Source organism: Nocardioides perillae (assembly GCF_013409425.1).
Classification (GTDB): domain Bacteria; phylum Actinomycetota; class Actinomycetes; order Propionibacteriales; family Nocardioidaceae; genus Nocardioides; species Nocardioides perillae.
Genome location: NZ_JACCAC010000001.1, coordinates 3015354 through 3031716, shown reverse-complemented (window position 1 = coordinate 3031716; position 16363 = coordinate 3015354). Strand labels below are relative to the sequence as shown.

10 protein-coding genes and 1 pseudogene are annotated in these 16363 nt (G+C 75.7%); 8 read left to right on the top strand and 3 right to left on the bottom strand.

The window, feature by feature from the left end; all coding sequences use genetic code 11:
- The 4 genes from mreC to rodA are packed head-to-tail and all read left to right on the top strand — an operon-like array spanning nt 1 to nt 4848.
- Nucleotides 1-921 carry a rod shape-determining protein MreC gene (gene mreC, locus BJ989_RS14150; RefSeq protein ID WP_179518743.1) on the top strand — a complete coding sequence of 307 codons (921 nt, stop codon included), beginning with the start codon at nt 1-3 and terminating at the stop codon, nt 919-921.
- The gene (gene mreD / locus BJ989_RS14145) at nt 918-1487 is read left to right on the top strand and encodes a rod shape-determining protein MreD (protein WP_179518742.1); all 570 of its coding nucleotides are present in this window, start codon (nt 918-920) and stop codon (nt 1485-1487) included. The genes mreC and mreD overlap by 4 nt, the downstream gene beginning before the upstream one ends.
- Complete coding sequence (mrdA, locus tag BJ989_RS14140) at nt 1484-3655, top strand: penicillin-binding protein 2 (protein WP_179518741.1); 2172 nt, start codon at nt 1484-1486, stop codon at nt 3653-3655. Before mreD ends, mrdA begins: the two co-directional genes overlap by 4 nt.
- Complete coding sequence (rodA, locus tag BJ989_RS14135; RefSeq protein WP_179518740.1) at nt 3652-4848, top strand: rod shape-determining protein RodA; 1197 nt, start codon at nt 3652-3654, stop codon at nt 4846-4848. The genes mrdA and rodA overlap by 4 nt, the downstream gene beginning before the upstream one ends.
- Before the next feature lie 10 nt (nt 4849-4858).
- Here the strand turns inward: rodA and BJ989_RS14130 are convergent, their stop codons facing one another.
- A complete protein-coding gene (locus BJ989_RS14130; RefSeq protein WP_179518739.1) occupies nt 4859-5983 on the bottom strand; it encodes a calcium:cation antiporter in 1125 nt (374 codons plus the stop codon).
- 130 nt (nt 5984-6113) lie between these two features.
- On the opposite strand from BJ989_RS14130, the gene BJ989_RS14125 reads away from it, so the two are divergent.
- The gene (locus BJ989_RS14125; RefSeq protein WP_343049389.1) at nt 6114-8111 is read left to right on the top strand and encodes a TIGR03960 family B12-binding radical SAM protein; all 1998 of its coding nucleotides are present in this window, start codon (nt 6114-6116) and stop codon (nt 8109-8111) included.
- A 16-nt stretch (nt 8112-8127) separates the two neighbouring features.
- Here the strand turns inward: BJ989_RS14125 and BJ989_RS14120 are convergent, their stop codons facing one another.
- The gene (locus BJ989_RS14120; RefSeq protein ID WP_343049387.1) at nt 8128-9354 is read right to left on the bottom strand and encodes an MFS transporter; all 1227 of its coding nucleotides are present in this window, start codon (nt 9352-9354) and stop codon (nt 8128-8130) included.
- A gap of 5 nt (nt 9355-9359) precedes the next feature.
- Nucleotides 9360-10361 (bottom strand): endonuclease/exonuclease/phosphatase family protein, encoded by a 1002-nt coding sequence (locus BJ989_RS14115; protein ID WP_179518737.1) that lies wholly within the window; start codon nt 10359-10361, stop codon nt 9360-9362.
- A gap of 32 nt (nt 10362-10393) precedes the next feature.
- On the opposite strand from BJ989_RS14115, the gene BJ989_RS14110 reads away from it, so the two are divergent.
- The 3 genes and pseudogenes from BJ989_RS14110 to BJ989_RS19030 all read left to right on the top strand — a co-directional run.
- Nucleotides 10394-11581, top strand: a complete 1188-nt coding sequence (locus BJ989_RS14110) for a winged helix DNA-binding domain-containing protein (RefSeq protein ID WP_218848828.1) — start codon at nt 10394-10396, stop codon at nt 11579-11581.
- Nucleotides 11582-11590: 9 nt separating this feature from the next.
- The gene (locus BJ989_RS14105; protein WP_179518735.1) at nt 11591-12304 is read left to right on the top strand and encodes a TIGR03936 family radical SAM-associated protein; all 714 of its coding nucleotides are present in this window, start codon (nt 11591-11593) and stop codon (nt 12302-12304) included.
- A gap of 1161 nt (nt 12305-13465) precedes the next feature.
- Nucleotides 13466-15509, top strand: a pseudogene (locus tag BJ989_RS19030) (Rne/Rng family ribonuclease); the annotation flags it as partial.
- Nucleotides 15510-16363: the final 854 nt, after the last annotated feature.

The following is a 16363-nucleotide window of genomic DNA, read 5'->3' as shown; positions in this document are numbered from 1 at the left end:
GTGGCGACCGACCGGGAGAAGCGGTGGCGCGGGCTCGAGCGGGAGGGCCCGCGCGGCTCGCGCTCGCTGCTCGTCGCGCTGCTGCTGTGCTGCCTGACGGTGCTGACCGTCGACGTGCGCGGCGGTGACGACTCCGCGCTCGACCCCGCCCGCGCGGCCGTCGGCGAGGTGCTCGGCCCGGCCGAGACCGCTGCCGGCGCGGTGGTCCGCCCGTTCACGGCCGTGCCGCGGTGGTTCCGCACGCACGCGTCGCTGCGCGAGAGGGTCGCCGCGCTCGAGGCCGACAACGCCGACCTGCGCGCCGACCTCGCCACCACCGACCTCGACCGCAACCGCCTCGCCGAGCTCGACGGGCTGACCCGCGCCGCTGCCGACCTCGGCACCGCGCTGGTGCCCGCCCGCGTCGTGGCGCTCGGCGCCCGGCAGTCCTTCACCCGCACCGTGACCATCGACGCCGGCACCGACGCCGGCGTCGACGCCGACATGACGGTGGTCAACGCCGACGGCCTGGTCGGCCGGGTGCTGCGCGCCACCTCGACCACCGCGACGGTCCTGCTCGCCGCCGACGCCGACTCCGTCGTCGGCGCGCGGCTCGGCAGCAGCCTCGAGATGGGCTTCCTGCGCGGGCGCGGCGGCCTCGGCGACGACGACCTGCTCGACCTCGAGCTGGTCGACGGCAGCGTCGTCCCGGCCCGCGACGACGTGGTGGTGACGTGGGGCAGCCGCGGGGGCGCGCCGTACGTCGCGGGGGTGCCCGTGGGCCGCGTCGTCGACGTCTACCGCAACCCCCGCACCACCAGCCAGCGGGCCGTCGTGGTGCCCTTCGTCGACTACAGCGCGCTCGACGTGGTCGGGGTGGTGGTGCCCTCCGGCACCCGCAGCGACCGCGGGGTCGTCGAGGCCGACGGGAGCCTGCGGTGAGCCTGCTGCGCGCGGCGGTCACCGCGCTCGCCCTGCTGCTGGCCCTCGTGCTCCAGCTGACGGTCTTCCCGCACGTCGCGTGGGCCGGCGTCGTGCCCAACCTCTGCCTGCTCGTGGTCGTCGGCACGGCCCTCGCGCGGGGCCCCGACGTGGGCGCCGCGACCGGCCTGGCCGCGGGCCTGCTGCTCGACCTGGCCCCGCCGGCCGACCACCTCGCCGGCCGCTGGGCGATCGCCCTGGTGCTCGTCGGCTGGGTCGTCGGCCGTGTGCGCGCCGAGACCCGCACCCCGACCTCGGTGGTCGCGACCGTGGCGGTCGCCTCCTTCGTCGGCACGTCGGTCTTCGCGCTCAGCGGCGTCCTGCTGGGCGAGCCCGTCGGCTCGGTGGCGACGATGCTCGCCGTGGTGGCCGTGGCCGTGGTCTGGGACGTGCTGCTCACCCCCTTCGTGCTGCCCCCGCTGCTCGCGGTCCTGGCGCGGCTCGACGGCCGTCGGCGGCCCGAGCGCCGCGACCGCGGCGCGCGCACCGATCGGCTCGAGCGGCTCGACCGGGTGAGCGGCGGATGACCGTGGGCGCGGGGCGTCCCGACGTCGGCGCCGAGCGCAGCCGGGTGCGCCTCGTGGTCGTGCAGGCCCTCGTCTTCTCCCTCTTCGCCACGCTGCTCGCGCGGCTGTGGTTCCTGCAGGTCCTCGACGGCGAGGAGTACCGCGCCCAGGCGGCGTCGCAGTCGGTGCGCGAGGTCGTCGTCCAGCCGCAGCGCGGGCTGATCGTCGACGCGCAGGGCCGGCCCCTGGTCGCCAACCGCCCGTCGTGGGTGGTCAGCGTCGACCGCACCCTGCTGGGCCGGATGGGCGAGGACGAGCAGGCGGTCGTGCTGCGCCGCGTCGCCGCCGAGGTCGACCTGCGCCCCGCCCGGCTGCGCCGCGCGCTGCTCGACTGCGGCGTCGCCGGCAGCATCGCCGGCGAGTGCTGGAACGGCTCGCCCTACCAGCCGGTACCGGTCGCCACCGACGTGCCCGAGCAGACCGCGCTGCGCATCCTCGAGCAGCCCGAGGACTTCCCGGCCGTGCTGGTCGAGCAGCAGACCGTGCGCGCCTACCCCGAGCCCTTCGGCGTCAACGCCGCCCACCTGCTCGGCTACCTCAGCCCGATCACCGAGGACGAGCTCGACGCGGCGGAGGCGGCCGACGACCGCTCGGTCAACGGCGCCTCGTCGGTGGGCCGCGCCGGTGTCGAGAAGCAGTACGACGCGTGGTTGCGCGGCATGCCCGGCTACCGCCGCGTCGCGGTGGACTCGATGGGTCGCACCCTCGACGACGCCGAGGAGGTCGAGGGCGTCCCCGGGAGCACGCTGGTCACCTCGATCGACGCCAAGGTGCAGTCGGTGGTCGAGCAGCAGCTCGCGCAGACCATCGCGACCGCCCGCGCCACCCTCGACACCGTCACCGGCCGCCGCTACGTCGCCGACTCCGGCGCGGCCGTCGTGCTCGAGGCCGACACCGGCCGCGTGGTCGCGATGGCGAGCCAGCCGACCTACGACCCGGGCGTGTGGGTCGGCGGGATCTCGAGCCGTCAGCTGGCGCGGCTCTACTCCGAGGCGGCCGGGACCCCGCTGCTCAGCCGCGCCACGCAGGGCCAGTTCGCGCCCGGCTCGACGTGGAAGCCCTTCATGACCGCCGGCGCGATGCAGCACGGCTACGACGAGGACACCCGCCTCGCGTGCTCGTCGGGCTTCCAGGTCGGCAACCGGGTGTTCAAGAACTACGAGTCCGGCGCCTACGGGTCGATCTCCTTCGCCAAGGCGCTCGAGGTCTCGTGCAACACCTTCTTCTACCGCATCGGCTACGACTACTGGCAGCGGCTCGGCTCCGACGTCGACGACGTCGCGGCCCGCGACCCGCTGGTGCGCGAGGCGCAGGAGTGGGGCTTCGGCGCCGAGACGGGCATCGACGTGCCGGGCGAGGCCGCGGGCCGCATCGCCGACCGGCAGTGGAAGCGCGACTACTACGAGTCGCAGAAGGACTACTACTGCGCGATCGCCGCCAAGCCGCGCAGCCACCCCGACAACAAGGGCGTCAGCGACTTCGTCCACCGCTTCGCCGAGGAGTTCTGCGTCGAGGGCTACGCCTACCGCGCCGGCGACGCCGTCAACTTCGCGATCGGGCAGGGTGACACCATCGTCACGCCGCTGCAGCTCGCCCGCGCCTACGGCGCCATCGCCAACGGCGGCACGCTCTACGAGCCGCGCGTCGGCAAGGCGGTGGTCGGACCCGACGGCAGCGTCGTGCAGCGCATCCCCCCGGTCGTGCAGGGTCGTGTCGACGCCCCGCGCGACGTGCTGCGCTACCTCGACGCCGCCCTGACCGGCGTCGCGGCCAACCCCCAGGGCACGATGAACTGGCGCCTCGGCGGCTTCCCGCTCGACCAGGTGCGCATCCGGGCCAAGACCGGCTCGGCCGAGGTCTACGGCAAGCAGTCGACCTCGTGGGTCGCCTCCTACACCGACGACTACGTGGTGGTGATGATGGTGAGCCAGGGCGGCACCGGTTCGGGCACCTCCGGCCCGGCGATCCGGGCGATCTACGAGGCGCTGTACGGCGTGCAGGGCGAGCAGGTGCGCCCGGCGGCCGCCGCGATCCCCGGCACCGTGCCGCCGCGCCGGCTGCCGCGCTTCGAGCTCGACGGCTCCATCCTGCCGCCGGTCGTGCGCCGCGCCGCGGGGGCGCGGTCGTGAGCCGCGGCGGCGCGTCGGCGCGCCCGGCCCTGCGGGCCTCTCGCGCGCAGGGCGTCGACTGGGTGCTCCTCGGTGCCGTCCTGGCGCTGTGCGTGGTCGGCACCCTGCTCGTGTGGTCGGCCACCAGCACGCGTGACTCGCTGACCGGCGGCGACAGCACGGCGTACCTCCGCAAGAGCCTCGTCAACGTCGCGATCGGGGTGGTGCTCCTCGTCGTCGTGACGGCCACCGACCACCGGTGGGTGCGCATCCTCGCGCCGCTCGCCTACCTCGCCAGCCTCGTCGGGCTGGGGCTGGTGCTGGTGGTGGGGCAGACCATCAACGGCTCGCGCTCGTGGGTGCAGGTGGGCGGCATGTCGATCCAGCCGGCGGAGTTCGCCAAGCTGGCGGTCGTCATCGGCGCGGCGCTGCTGCTCGCCGAGCGGGCCCAGGCCCACCGGCACCGCCCCGTCGGCACCGTCGAGGTGGTCGGCATGCTGCTCATCGCGGCCGTGCCGGCCGGGTTGATCCTGGCCCAGCCCGACCTCGGCACCATGCTGGTGCTCACCGCGACGGTCTTCGGCGTGCTCGCGGTCTCCGGCGCACCGCGCGGCTGGCTGGTCGGCCTCGCCGCGTCGGGCGTCGCGGTCGCGCTGACCGCGGTCGCGCTCGGCCTGCTCGAGGACTACCAGGTCGACCGCTTCCTCGCCTTCACCGACCCCGAGCTCGACCCGCGCGGGGCGGGCTACAACGTCGAGCAGGCGCGCATCGCGGTCGGCAACGGCGGTCTGCTCGGCCAGGGCCTCTTCGACGGCTCGCAGACCCGCTCGGGCTTCGTGCCCGAGCAGCACACCGACTTCGTCTTCACCGTCGCGGGCGAGGAGCTCGGCCTGCTCGGCGCGGGGCTCCTGGTCGGCCTGCTCGGCGTGGTGGTCTGGCGTGCGCTCGCGATCGCGCTGCACGCCGACGACGTCTTCGGCCGGGTGGCCGCCGCCGGCATCGCCTGCTGGTTCGGCTTCCAGACCTTCCAGAACGTCGGGATGTGCCTGGGCATCATGCCGGTCACCGGCGTGCCGCTGCCGTTCGTGTCCTACGGCGGGTCCTCGATGTTCGCCGGGATGCTGGCGGTCGGCCTGCTGCAGAACGTCCACCTGCGCTCGGCGGCGCCGCTGCCGACGCGCTACACCGCCGCGCCCGCCCTGCTGCGGGGGTGAGCAGACCCCGTCAGGGGTTGATCGCGAGGAAGACGAAGGCGGCCAGCAGCACCAGGTGCACGCCGCCCTGCAGCGGCTTGGCCCGCCCCGGCACGACGGTCAGGGTGGCGACGACCGCGGTCACGGCGAGCAGCACCAGCTGCACCGGCTCGAGCCCGAGCGAGAGCGGCCCGTCGAGCCACACCGAGGCGACGGCGATGACGGGGATCGTGAGGCCGATCGAGGCCATCGCGGAGCCGAAGCCGAGGTTCAGCGCGATCTGCACGCGCCGGCGGGCGGCGGCCCGGGTGGCGGCGATGGTCTCGGGCGCCAGCACCAGCAGCGCGATGACCACGCCGACGAAGCCGTAGGGGAACCCGAGGGCGGAGACGGCGGCCTCGATCGCGGGCGACTCGACCTTCGCCAGGCCCACGACCGAGACCAGGGCCACCAGCAGCAGGGCGAGGCTGACCGCGGTCTCGCGGCCCGTCGGGGGGTCGGCGTGGCCGTCCGCGTCGTCGTCGGGCCGGTCCAGCGCGCCGCGCGGCACCTCGCCCGGCAGGAAGAAGTCGCGGTGGCGCACGGTCTGGGTGAAGACGAAGAGCCCGTAGAGCACGACGGAGACCACCGCCGCGAAGGCCAGCTGCGGCCCGGAGAACTCCAGCCCCGAGGCGCTCGTGGTGAAGCCCGGCAGCACCAGGGTGAGGCCCGCCAGGGCGAGGACGGTGGCGAGCGCCGCGCCGGCGCCCTCGGGGTTGAACTCCGCGAGGTGGTGGCGCAGCGCCGAGACCAGCAGCGCGAGGCCGACGATGCCGTTGAGGCTGATCATCACCGCCGCGAAGACGGTGTCGCGGGCGAGGGTGTCGACGCCCTTCCCGCCGTCGAGCATCAGGGTGACGATCAGCCCCACCTCGATGACCGTGACGGCGACCGCCAGCACGAGCGAGCCGAAGGGCTCCCCGACCCGGTGGGCGACCACCTCGGCGTGGTGCACCGCCGCGAGCACGGCACCGACGAGGAGCGCCCCCGCCACGACGTAGACCACCGTCTGCAGCGCACCCCCGGGGGAGCGGCCCCACGTGAGGGCGAGGACGACCGCCGCCACGGGGGGCGCCACGACGGTCCAGTGCAGCCGGCCGGTGGTGGTCGCGCTCATGCGGTCAACCTACGGGCGGCGTGCGCAGGCCGCGCCGCCCCGTCGGGGGTGGCGCGCGGTTCGGCCGGCGCCGCCCCACGCCGTACCCTGGGAGCGCCCTGCCCCCGTGAGGAACCTGCGAGGTCCACCCGTGCCTGCCCCCGCGCCCGAGAGCGTCTTCCCCCGCCTCGAGCCGAAGCTCCCCGGCGTCTCCAAGCCCATCCAGTACGTCGGCGGCGAGCTGGGCTCGACGGTCAAGGACTGGGACTGCGGCGAGCAGGCCGGCACCGGCCCCACCGTCCGCTGGGCCCTGATGTACCCCGACGCCTACGAGGTCGGCCTGCCCAACCAGGGTGTGCAGATCCTCTACGAGGTGCTCAACGAGCGCGACTGGATCGTCGCCGAGCGCACGTACGCCGTGTGGCCCGACATGGAGGCCGTCCTGCGGGAGGGCGACGAGCAGGGCCCCATCCCGCAGTTCACCGTCGACGCGCACCGCCCGGTCGGCGACTTCGACCTCTTCGGCCTGAGCTTCTCCACCGAGCTCGGCTACACCAACATGCTGACCGCGCTGGACCTCGCCGGCATCCCGCTGCACGCCGCCGACCGCACCGAGGAGCACCCGGTCGTGCTCGCGGGCGGCCACGCGGCGTTCAACCCCGAGCCGGTGGCCGACTTCCTCGACGCGGCCGTGCTCGGCGACGGCGAGGAGGTCGTGCTCGCGATCTCCGAGGTCGTGCGCGAGTGGAAGGCCGACGGCTGCCCGGCGGGCGAGATGCCGACGCCGCGCGAGGAGCTGCTGCGCCGCCTCGCCGTGAGCGGCGGTGTCTACGTGCCCCGCTTCTACGAGGTCACCTACCTGCCCAGCGGGGAGATCGCGGGCTACACCCCGACCGTGCCGGGCATCCCGCACCGCGTGCGCAAGCACACGCTGATGGACCTCGACGCCTGGCCCTACCCGCGTAAGCCGCTTGTGCCGCTGGCCGAGACGGTGCACGAGCGCTTCTCGGTGGAGATCTTCCGCGGCTGCACCCGCGGCTGCCGCTTCTGCCAGGCCGGCATGATCACCCGCCCGGTGCGCGAGCGCTCGATCGGCACCATCGGCGACATGGTGGAGCAGGGCATCCGCGCCACGGGCTTCGAGGAGGTCGGCCTGCTCTCGCTGTCGAGCGCCGACCACACCGAGATCGGCGACGTCGCGAAGGGCCTCGCCGACCGCTACGACGGCTCCAACGTCTCCCTGTCGCTGCCCAGCACGCGCGTCGACGCCTTCAACATCACGCTGGCCAACGAGTTCTCCCGCAACGGGCGCCGCTCGGGCCTCACCTTCGCACCCGAGGGCGGCAGCGAGCGGATGCGCAAGGTCATCAACAAGATGGTGACCGAGGAGGACCTCATCCGCACGGTCGCCACGGCCTACTCCCACGGCTGGCGCCAGGTGAAGCTCTACTTCATGTGCGGCCTGCCCACCGAGACCGACGAGGACGTCCTGCAGATCGCCGAGCTGGCCAAGCGCGTCATCGCGAAGGGCCGCGAGGTCTCCGGTCGCAACGACATCCGCTGCACCGTCTCGATCGGCGGCTTCGTGCCGAAGCCGCACACCCCCTTCCAGTGGGCTGCGCAGCTCGACCCCGAGACCACCGACGAGCGGTTGAGGAAGCTGCGCGACACCGTGCGCGAGGACAAGCGCTTCGCGCGCGCGATCGGCTTCCGCTACCACGACGGCAAGCCCGGGGCGGTCGAGGGCCTGCTCTCGCGCGGCGACCGCCGCGTCGGCGCGGTCATCGAGCAGGTGTGGCGCGACGGCGGCCGCTTCGACGGCTGGAGCGAGCACTTCTCCTACGACCGCTGGGTCGCGGCCGCCGAGCGCGGTCTCGCCGGCACGGGCGTCGACCTCGACTGGTTCACCACCCGCGAGCGCGGCTACGACGAGGTCCTCCCGTGGGACCACCTCGACTCCGGGCTCGACAAGGACTGGCTGTGGGCCGACTGGGAGGACGCGCTCGCGGTCGCCGACGGCTCCTCCGACGTCGAGGTCGAGGACTGCCGCTGGACCCCCTGCTACGACTGCGGGGTGTGCCCCGAGATGGGCACCGAGATCCAGGTCGGGCCCACCGGCCAGCAGCTGCTGCCGCTCTCGGTGGTCTGAGGGCCGCCGCCCGGGCTCAGCCGCGCCGGCCGCGGGTGCGGTCGGCCAGCTGGTCCTCGACCGCGCCGGGGCGGGCGCAGTAGATCCCGACCAGCGCCTGCGGCAGCGTGAGCACGAGCAGCAGGAGCACCGGCACGGTCCACCCGCCGGTCGCGTCGTGCACGACGCCCACCGCGAAGGGCCCGGCCGCGGCCAGCAGGTAGCCCGCCGCCTGGGTGCTGCCGGAGAGCGCCGCGGTGCCCTCGGGGGTGCGCGAGCGCAGGTTGACCAGCGTCAGCGCGAGCGGGAAGCTGCACAGCCCCGTGCCGACGAAGACCGCCCACACCCACGCCAGCTCGGTCGGGCCGAGCACCAGCCCGAGGTAGCCGACGGGGTAGCAGGCCATCAGCGCGAGGTGGATGCCCACCTGGCTCTCCCGGCGCGCCGCGAGCGACGGCACGAGCGCGGAGAGCGGGATGCTCACGCCGGCGACCAGGCCGACGAGCGCCCCGGCGGCCTCGGCGGAGGAGCCGGCGTCGCGCCAGAGGGTCGCGAACCAGCCGAAGACGGCGTACGCCTGCATCGACTGCAGACCGAAGAACAGTGCCATCGCCGCCCCGAGCCGGGTGCGGAGCACCGACCGAACCGACACGGCCCGCGCCCGGCGGTCGAGCCGGCGGTCGTGGGTCGCGAGGGCCACCCACGGCAGCGCCGCCACGGCCGCGAGCCCGGCCCACGTCGCCAGCGCAGGGCGCCACCCGACCACGGACTCCAGGGGCGCGGTCAGCGTCAGGGCCGCGGTCAGCCCCAGCGCCAGCGCCGTGGTGTAGACCGACGTGAGCAGGCCGGTGCGGTCGGGGAAGTGCAGCTTGACCAGCGAGGGCAGCAGCACGTTGGCGGTGGCCATCCCGGCGAGCGCGACGGCCGACCACAGCAGGAAGGTGGGCCCCGATCCGGCCGCGGCGCGCGCGAGCAGCCCGCCGACCACCGCGAGCAGGGAGAGCAGGGTGACGCGGTGCACGCCCACCCGGGCCGCGAGCCCGGGGGCGAGCGCGCCGAAGCCGGCGAAGGCGAGCACGGGCAGCGAGGTCAGCAGGCCCGCGGCCGCACCACCCATCTCGAGCGCCGCGCGGACCTCCTCGAGGACCGGCCCCACGCTGACCGCAGCGGGCCGCAGGTTGACGCTGAGCAGGACGATGCCGGCGAGCACCAGCCACCGCGTGCGCAGCGGCGCAGGGGTGCGCGTCGTCGCGGTGCCGGTCACGGTGCTCAGCCCGCCAGGCAGGTGGGCAGGGTGCGCAGGTCGAGGTCGACCTGCACCGCGATGTGGTCGGAGACCTGTGAGCGCACCGTGCGGGCGGCGACCGGGGTCGACCAGAAGTCGTGCAGGACGTAGTCGATGCGGCGGCGGGGGGCGCGTGGGGGCACCGTCAGCCCGGGCCCGTCGCCGACGACCGGCCACGGGTCGGCGAGGTAGCGGCGGGCCACCTGCAGCGCGGCCGAGGCGGGCCCGGCGTTGAAGTCGCCCGCGAAGACCTTCGGCACCGGGTCGGCGGCGATGACCTGGAGGGCGGCCTGCATCTGCTCGAGGCGCGCCGGGCCCCGCGTGTGCTGCAGGTGCGTGCCGTACGCGTGGAGCGGGGTGCCCTCGACGTCGATCGCGGCGAAGAGCAACCCGCGCTGCTCCAGGCCGGGACGGTTGGGCAGCGCCAGGTTGCGCTGGTCGACGATCGGCCAGCGCGACAGGATCGCGGTGCCGTACTGCCCGCCGCGGGGGTGGCGCACGTTGCTGCCGAAGGCCACCTCCATGCCCAGGCGCTGCGCCAGCAGGGCCGGTTGGTCGGTGCGGCCCGAGCGGGCGCGGAAGCGGTCGACCTCCTGCAGGAAGACCACGTCGGCGCCGGTCGCGGCGATCTCCTCGGCGACCCTGCCGAGCTGCAGCCGGCCACCGCCGAGCCCGGCGTGGATGTTGAAGGTCAGGACGCGCAGGCGGCGCGGGCCGGTCGCGGCCCCGGTCGCGCACACCTGGTCGGGTGCGACGGGCGACGGCGAGCCGGGAGGCGCGGTCGGCGGGCCGCTGGGCGTGGCCGTGGGCGCGGGCAGAGCGGTCGGGGCGGGCGCCGTGCCCGACGGAGCAGGGGAGACGGTGGGGGTGGGAGCGGTCGGACCCGCGGTCTGCGAGCCGCGCTGCGCGGTGAGCGCGAGCAGCGTCGCCACGACGGCCAGCAGGCCGACCACCACGGCCGCCGTCAGGGCCTGCTGCTGCTTCACCCGGCCATTCTGCAGGGTGGCGACCGGGCAGGATGAGGCGCGTGCGCACCGTCACCGACCACGAGCGACGAGCCCGGCTGGCACGACGCCACGCGCTCGCCCCGACGGAGCGCGTCGGGGACGCAGTCGCCGCCACCCGTGCGGTCACCGTCCTGCACGCCACCGAGCCCGCGACCGTCGCGCTCTCGCTGCAGGCCCGCGTCGCGGACCTCGCACGCGACGACGTGCGCGCCGCGCTCGAGGTCGACCGCACGCTGGTCAAGCAGCTGGCCATGCGGCGCACCCTCTTCGTCTTCCCGCGCGACCTGCTGCCGGCCTCGTGGGGGAGCGCCTCGGCCCGGGTCGCGACCCAGCAGCGCGGCCGCCTGGCGCGCGAGGTCGTCGCCGGCGGGCTCGCGGCCGACGGCGAGCAGTGGGTGGCGCAGGCCGGCGACGCCGTCGTGGCGCTGCTCGCGGAGCGCGGCGAGCTCCAGGCGGCGGAGGTGCGTGCCGCCGTGCCCGCCCTCGACGTGGGGATCGAGGTCGCGCCGGGCACGGCGTACGGCGGGACCCAGCCGGTCGTGCCCCGCCTGCTCACGCTGCTGGGGCTCGAGGCGCGGGTGGTGCGTGGCACGAACGCCGGGCACTGGCGGGTCTCGCGCCACCGCTGGGCCCTGGCCGAGGACTGGCTCGGCGAGCAGCCCGCGCCGTGGGACGAGCGCGCGGGGTGGGCCGAGCTGGTGCGGCGCTGGCTGCGCTCGCACGGTCCGGGCACCGCGGCCGACCTGCAGTGGTGGCTCGGCTCGACCAAGACGGCGGTGACGCGCGCGCTGGGCGACGTCGACGCCGTCGAGGTGCGCCTCGAGGACGGGCGGGCGGCCTGGCTGCTGCCCGACGACCTGGCGGTCGAGCCCGACGTCGCGCCGTGGGCCGCGCTGCTCCCCGTGCTCGACCCGACCACCATGGGCTGGAAGGAGCGCGACGCCTACCTCGGTCCTCACGCTGCGGCGGTCTTCGACCGCAACGGCAACGCCGGCACGACTGCGTGGTGGAACGGCCGGGTCGTCGGCGTGTGGGTGCAGGACGACGCGGGCCGGGTCGTGGTGTCCCTGCTCGAGGACGTGCCGCCGACCGGCCGCGCGGCCCTCGCGGTCGAGGCCGAGCGGCTGACGGCGTGGCTGGACGGCGAGCGGGTCGGCACCGTCTACCCCTCGCCCGCGATGCGGGCCGCGCTGGCCTAGCCTGGGCCGGTGAAGCAGCAACCTCCGCAGCAGGCGCCGCCGGTGCAGAAGCTGCGCATCCGCTACGCCAAGCGCGGGCGGCTGCGCTTCACCAGCCACCGCGACTTCAGCCGGGCCTTCGAGCGGGCCGTGGTGCGCGCGCGGCTGCCGATGGCCTACTCCTCGGGCTTCAACCCCCACCCCCGCATCTCCTACGCCGGCGCCTCGCCCACCGGGGCCGCGAGCGAGGCGGAGTACGTCGAGGTGGGGCTCGCCCAGGTCCTCGACCCCGCAGCGGTCGCGGACGCGCTCGCCGCCTCGCTGCCCGACGGGCTCGACGTGCTCGCGGTCGTGGAGTCGCCGGGCGGTTCCCTGGCCGACCGGCTCGAGGCGAGCCACTGGGTCGTCGAGGTCGGTGCGCCGGCCGCGGACACCGCCGCCGGCGTCGCCGCCTTCCTCGCGGCCGACGCGATCGAGGTCGAGCGGATGACGAAGAAGGGGCTGCGCACCTTCGACTGCCGCGCCGCCGTCGTGCGGCTCGAGGTGGTGGCGCCCCGGCACGAGCGCGCAGGGTCGGCCCTCGAGGTCGTGGTGCGCCACAGCGAGCCCGCCGTGCGACCCGACGACGTGCTGCGCGGCGTCGGCCGCGCCGGGGGCGTCGACCTCGGCGCCGCGGTGCTGGTGACGCGGCTCGCGCAGGGTCCGCTGGTCGACGGTGAGGTCGGCGACCCCTTCGCGTCGTGAAGGGTCGTAGGGCCGCCGTGTGCGATACTCGCCACGGTCGGTCCGCGGCAGCGCTGCGGGCGCCGACCCGACGACGTCCTCGTCGGTCCTGGACCGGCACGCCCGACCGACGTCGGCACCAGACCGCGACGCGGTCCGGCTCGGTGGTGACAGCACCGGGGCGGCCCAGCTGACCGCGGCAGGTGCCGGTGGAGCGACGGCGACGCGACCGAGCGGAGGTCGTCGCCGCCACACGCAGGCTTTGCGTCGCCGGCCCGGCCGGCGGCCCGACCCGCCGTCGCTCCCCGCGGCGGCCGAGGAGCACTCCTTGCTCGACGAGACGACCCCGGCAGACGACAGCAGCAGCGCAGCGGGGGCCGACACGTCCCCCGCCGACGTCTCCGCGCCGGCCCCGGCCACCAAGGCCACCCGCAAGCGCAGCACCAAGAAGGCCGCCGCCACGGCCGATGCCACGGCAGACGCCACCGCAGACGCCACCGCCGACGGGTCAACGAGCGACGCGGCCGACCAGGGCGGTGCCGCCCCGGCGAAGAAGGCGGCGGCGAAGCGGACGGCCACGAAGAGGACCGCCGCGACGAAGGCGACGGCGCAGGCGACGACCGCGGGGGAGTCGGCTCCCGAGGCGGCGGCCCCGAAGGAGACGCCAACAGAGCCGGCGGCGGCTGCGAAGCGGACGACGGCGAAGAAGTCGACCGCGAAGAAGTCGACCCCGAGGAAGTCGGCGGCGAAGGCGTCAGGGGCGGAGGAGTCGGCCACGACGGCCGCAGACGACGCTGCCGCGGGTGACACCGCTGCGCCGGCACCCGAGGAGGCGCCTGCGGCCGAGCGGGCGCCCGCGAAGAAGGCCGCCAAGCGCAGGACCACCACCAAGGCGGCCGCCGCGTCCGAGACCCTCGAGGCGCCGGCCGCCGAGCCCGTGCTCGAGCCCGCCGCCGACGGCAGCGTCGACCAGCCCCTGCCCGGTGCGCCGGTGCCGCTCTTCCAAGCCCCGGCAGCGACGCCCCGCAAGCGCGCGTCGCGCCGGAAGGCCGCCGAGGCGCCTACGACGGACCCAGCGACGGACGCCGCGGCAGACGCCGAGCCCTCCACCCAACTCTCCGCCCAGCCCACCGCCCAGCCCACCGCGGAGGCGACCGCCGAGGCGGGCAGCGAGCCGGCCCCGGCACGCCGTACGCGCTCCCGCAGCGCCGCCGCGCGGCGCGCCGTGCCTGTCGAGGAGCCCCCGGCCGACGCGGCCGAGGAGTCCGACGACCAGGCGGTCGAGGAGGCGGTCGAGGAGGAAGGCGCCCTCGCGGACGCCGCGGCGGACCAGGCTGCCGACCCGGTGGCCGCCGACGCACCCGAGGACGCCGACGACGAGGACGCGAGCGAGGACTCGGACGACTCGGACGACTCGGACGACTCGGACGACACCGACGAGCAGGGCACGGGCGGGCCGCGCCGCCGCCGGCGCCGCGGTGGCCGACGTCGTCGCCGCGGTGGCGGGGGAGGGAGCCAGGACAGCGCCGACCCCGAGAGCACCCCGCGCGCCGACGAAGGTGACTCGCAGGACGCCGAGACCGCCGAGACCGCCGGCGCCGACACCGCTGCCGACACCGCCGCCGGTGACGACGCCGAGGCGGCGGAGGGCGCCGAGGAGGGCTCCGGGTCCGGCTCGTCGCGCCGTCGCCGCCGGCGGCGACGCTCGGGTGACGACGCCGGGGAGGGCGGGGACGGCGCGGACGACGCGACGACGACGACCCGCACCCGCAAGCCGCGCGCCGCCGAGGACCAGATCACCGCGCTGAGCGGGTCCACCCGCCTGGAGGCGAAGAAGCAGCGCCGGCGCGAGGGGCGCGAGGCCGGCCGCCGCCGCGCGCCGATCGTGAGCGAGGCGGAGTTCCTCGCCCGTCGCGAGGCCGTCGAGCGGGTCATGGTCATCCGCCAGCGCGAGGACCTCACCCAGATCGCGGTGCTCGAGGACAAGGTGCTCGTCGAGCACTACGTCGCGCGGGAGTCGCAGACCTCGCTCATCGGCAACGTCTACCTCGGCCGCGTGCAGAACGTCCTGCCCTCGATGGAGGCGGCGTTCGTCGACATCGGCAAGGGCCGCAACGCCGTGCTCTACGCCGGCGAGGTCAACTGGTCGGCCCTCGGCCACAAGGACGGTCAGCCCCGCAAGATCGAGTCGGTCCTCACCTCCGGCCAGTCGGTGCTCGTGCAGGTGACGAAGGACCCGGCCGGCCACAAGGGCGCGCGCCTCACCAGCCAGGTCAGCCTGGCCGGCCGCTTCCTCGTCTACGTGCCCGACGGCACCAACTCCGGCATCTCCCGCAAGCTGCCCGACACCGAGCGCGCCCGCCTCAAGGCGCTGCTGAAGGAGGTCGTGCCGGACGGCGCGGGCGTCATCGTCCGCACCGCCGCCGAGGGCGCCAGCGAGGAGGAGCTGACCCGCGACGTGGAGCGGCTCAAGGCGCGCTGGGAGGACATCGAGGCGAAGTCGAAGGGCCAGGGCCCGAAGCTGCTCTACGGCGAGCCCGACCTCACCCTGAAGGTCGTGCGCGACCTCTTCACCGAGGACTTCTCGAAGCTCGTCATCGAGGGCGACGACGCCTGGGAGACGGTGCAGCAGTACGTCGCGCACGTCGCCCCCGACCTCGAGCCCCGCCTCGAGCGCTACAGCGGGGAGGGCGTCGACTCGTTCGCGGCCTTCCGCATCGACGAGCAGATCGCGAAGGGCCTCGACCGCAAGGTCTGGCTGCCCTCCGGCGGCTCGCTGGTGATCGACCGCACCGAGGCGATGACCGTCGTCGACGTCAACACCGGCAAGTTCACCGGCTCGGGCGGCAACCTCGAGGAGACCGTCACCCGCAACAACCTCGAGGCGGCCGAGGAGATCGTGCGGCAGCTCCGGCTGCGCGACATCGGCGGCATCATCGTCGTCGACTTCATCGACATGGTGCTCGAGTCCAACCGCGACCTGGTGCTGCGGCGCCTCGTCGAGTGCCTCGGGCGCGACCGCACCCGCCACCAGGTCGCGGAGGTCACCTCGCTCGGGCTGGTGCAGATGACCCGCAAGCGCATCGGCACGGGGCTGCTCGAGGCCTTCACCGAGACCTGCGAGCACTGCCAGGGCCGTGGTCTGCTGCTGCACGACGTGCCGGTCGAGCCCCGTCGCGAGGACGACGGCGGCCGCCGCGGCGGCCGCAAGCGCGGCGGCAAGGGTCGCGACGACGACGGCGCCGGCGGCGCCGGCGGCGGCGGCGGCGACCGGTCGGGCGACCAGGGCGGCGAGCGCGGTGGTGACCGGGCTGCCGAGCAGGCCGGCGACGGCGAGCCCGGCGGCCGCTCGCGCGGCGGTCGTGGTGGTCGCGGACGCGGCGGCAGCGGCCGAGGCGACGGCGACGCAGCAGCCGTGACCGCGCCGGTCGTGCCGTCGCCCGCCGCCGTGGCGGCGATGGCGCGCCACGAGGCCCCCACCGCAGACGCGCCCGCCGAGCCGACCGAGGCGACCGAGGCGTCCGCCGCCGAGCCGACCGGCCAGCCGACCGAGGCACCCGCCGCGGTGTCCCCGGAGGTCCCGGCGGAGCCCGAGGTGCGGGCGGAGCCCGAGGTCCGGGCGGAGCCTGAGGTCACCGAGGAGCCCGAGGCCCCCGCCGAGCCCGAGGCGCCGCGCGTGGTGGCCCGGACCCGCCGCCGGGCGGCCAGCCGCCCGGGGGGCGTGACCACGCCAGCCGCCCCGGTCGCGATCAGCGTGCCGAGCCCGGAGCAGGCACCGGACCAGGCACCGGACCAGGCACCGGACCAGGCACCGGACCAGGCACCGGACCAGGCACCGGACCAGGCACCGGACCAGGCGCCGGAGCCCGCCGCGCAGGCGGCCCCAGCCCCGGAGCCGGCGGCACCGAAGGTCGTCACCCGCACGCGTCGCGGGGCCTCGCGCCCCGCTACGACGGCGGGGTCGGCCACCACCCTGACCGGCGCGGCTCCCGCCGCGCCCGCGGGGGACGAGTCCGACAGCAGCGACGACCAGCCGCCGGTCGACCACGTGCCGGTGAAGAAGAAGGGCACGCGCAAGCG

Coding starts and splice junctions, on each gene's coding strand:
- BJ989_RS14110 (WP_218848828.1), top strand. CDS start 10,394: ATGAGGCGCGTGCGCACCGTCACCGACCACGAGCGACGAGCCCGGCTG.
- mrdA (WP_179518741.1), top strand. CDS start 1,484: ATGACCGTGGGCGCGGGGCGTCCCGACGTCGGCGCCGAGCGCAGCCGG.
- BJ989_RS14130 (WP_179518739.1), bottom strand. CDS start 5,983: ATGAGCGCGACCACCACCGGCCGGCTGCACTGGACCGTCGTGGCGCCC.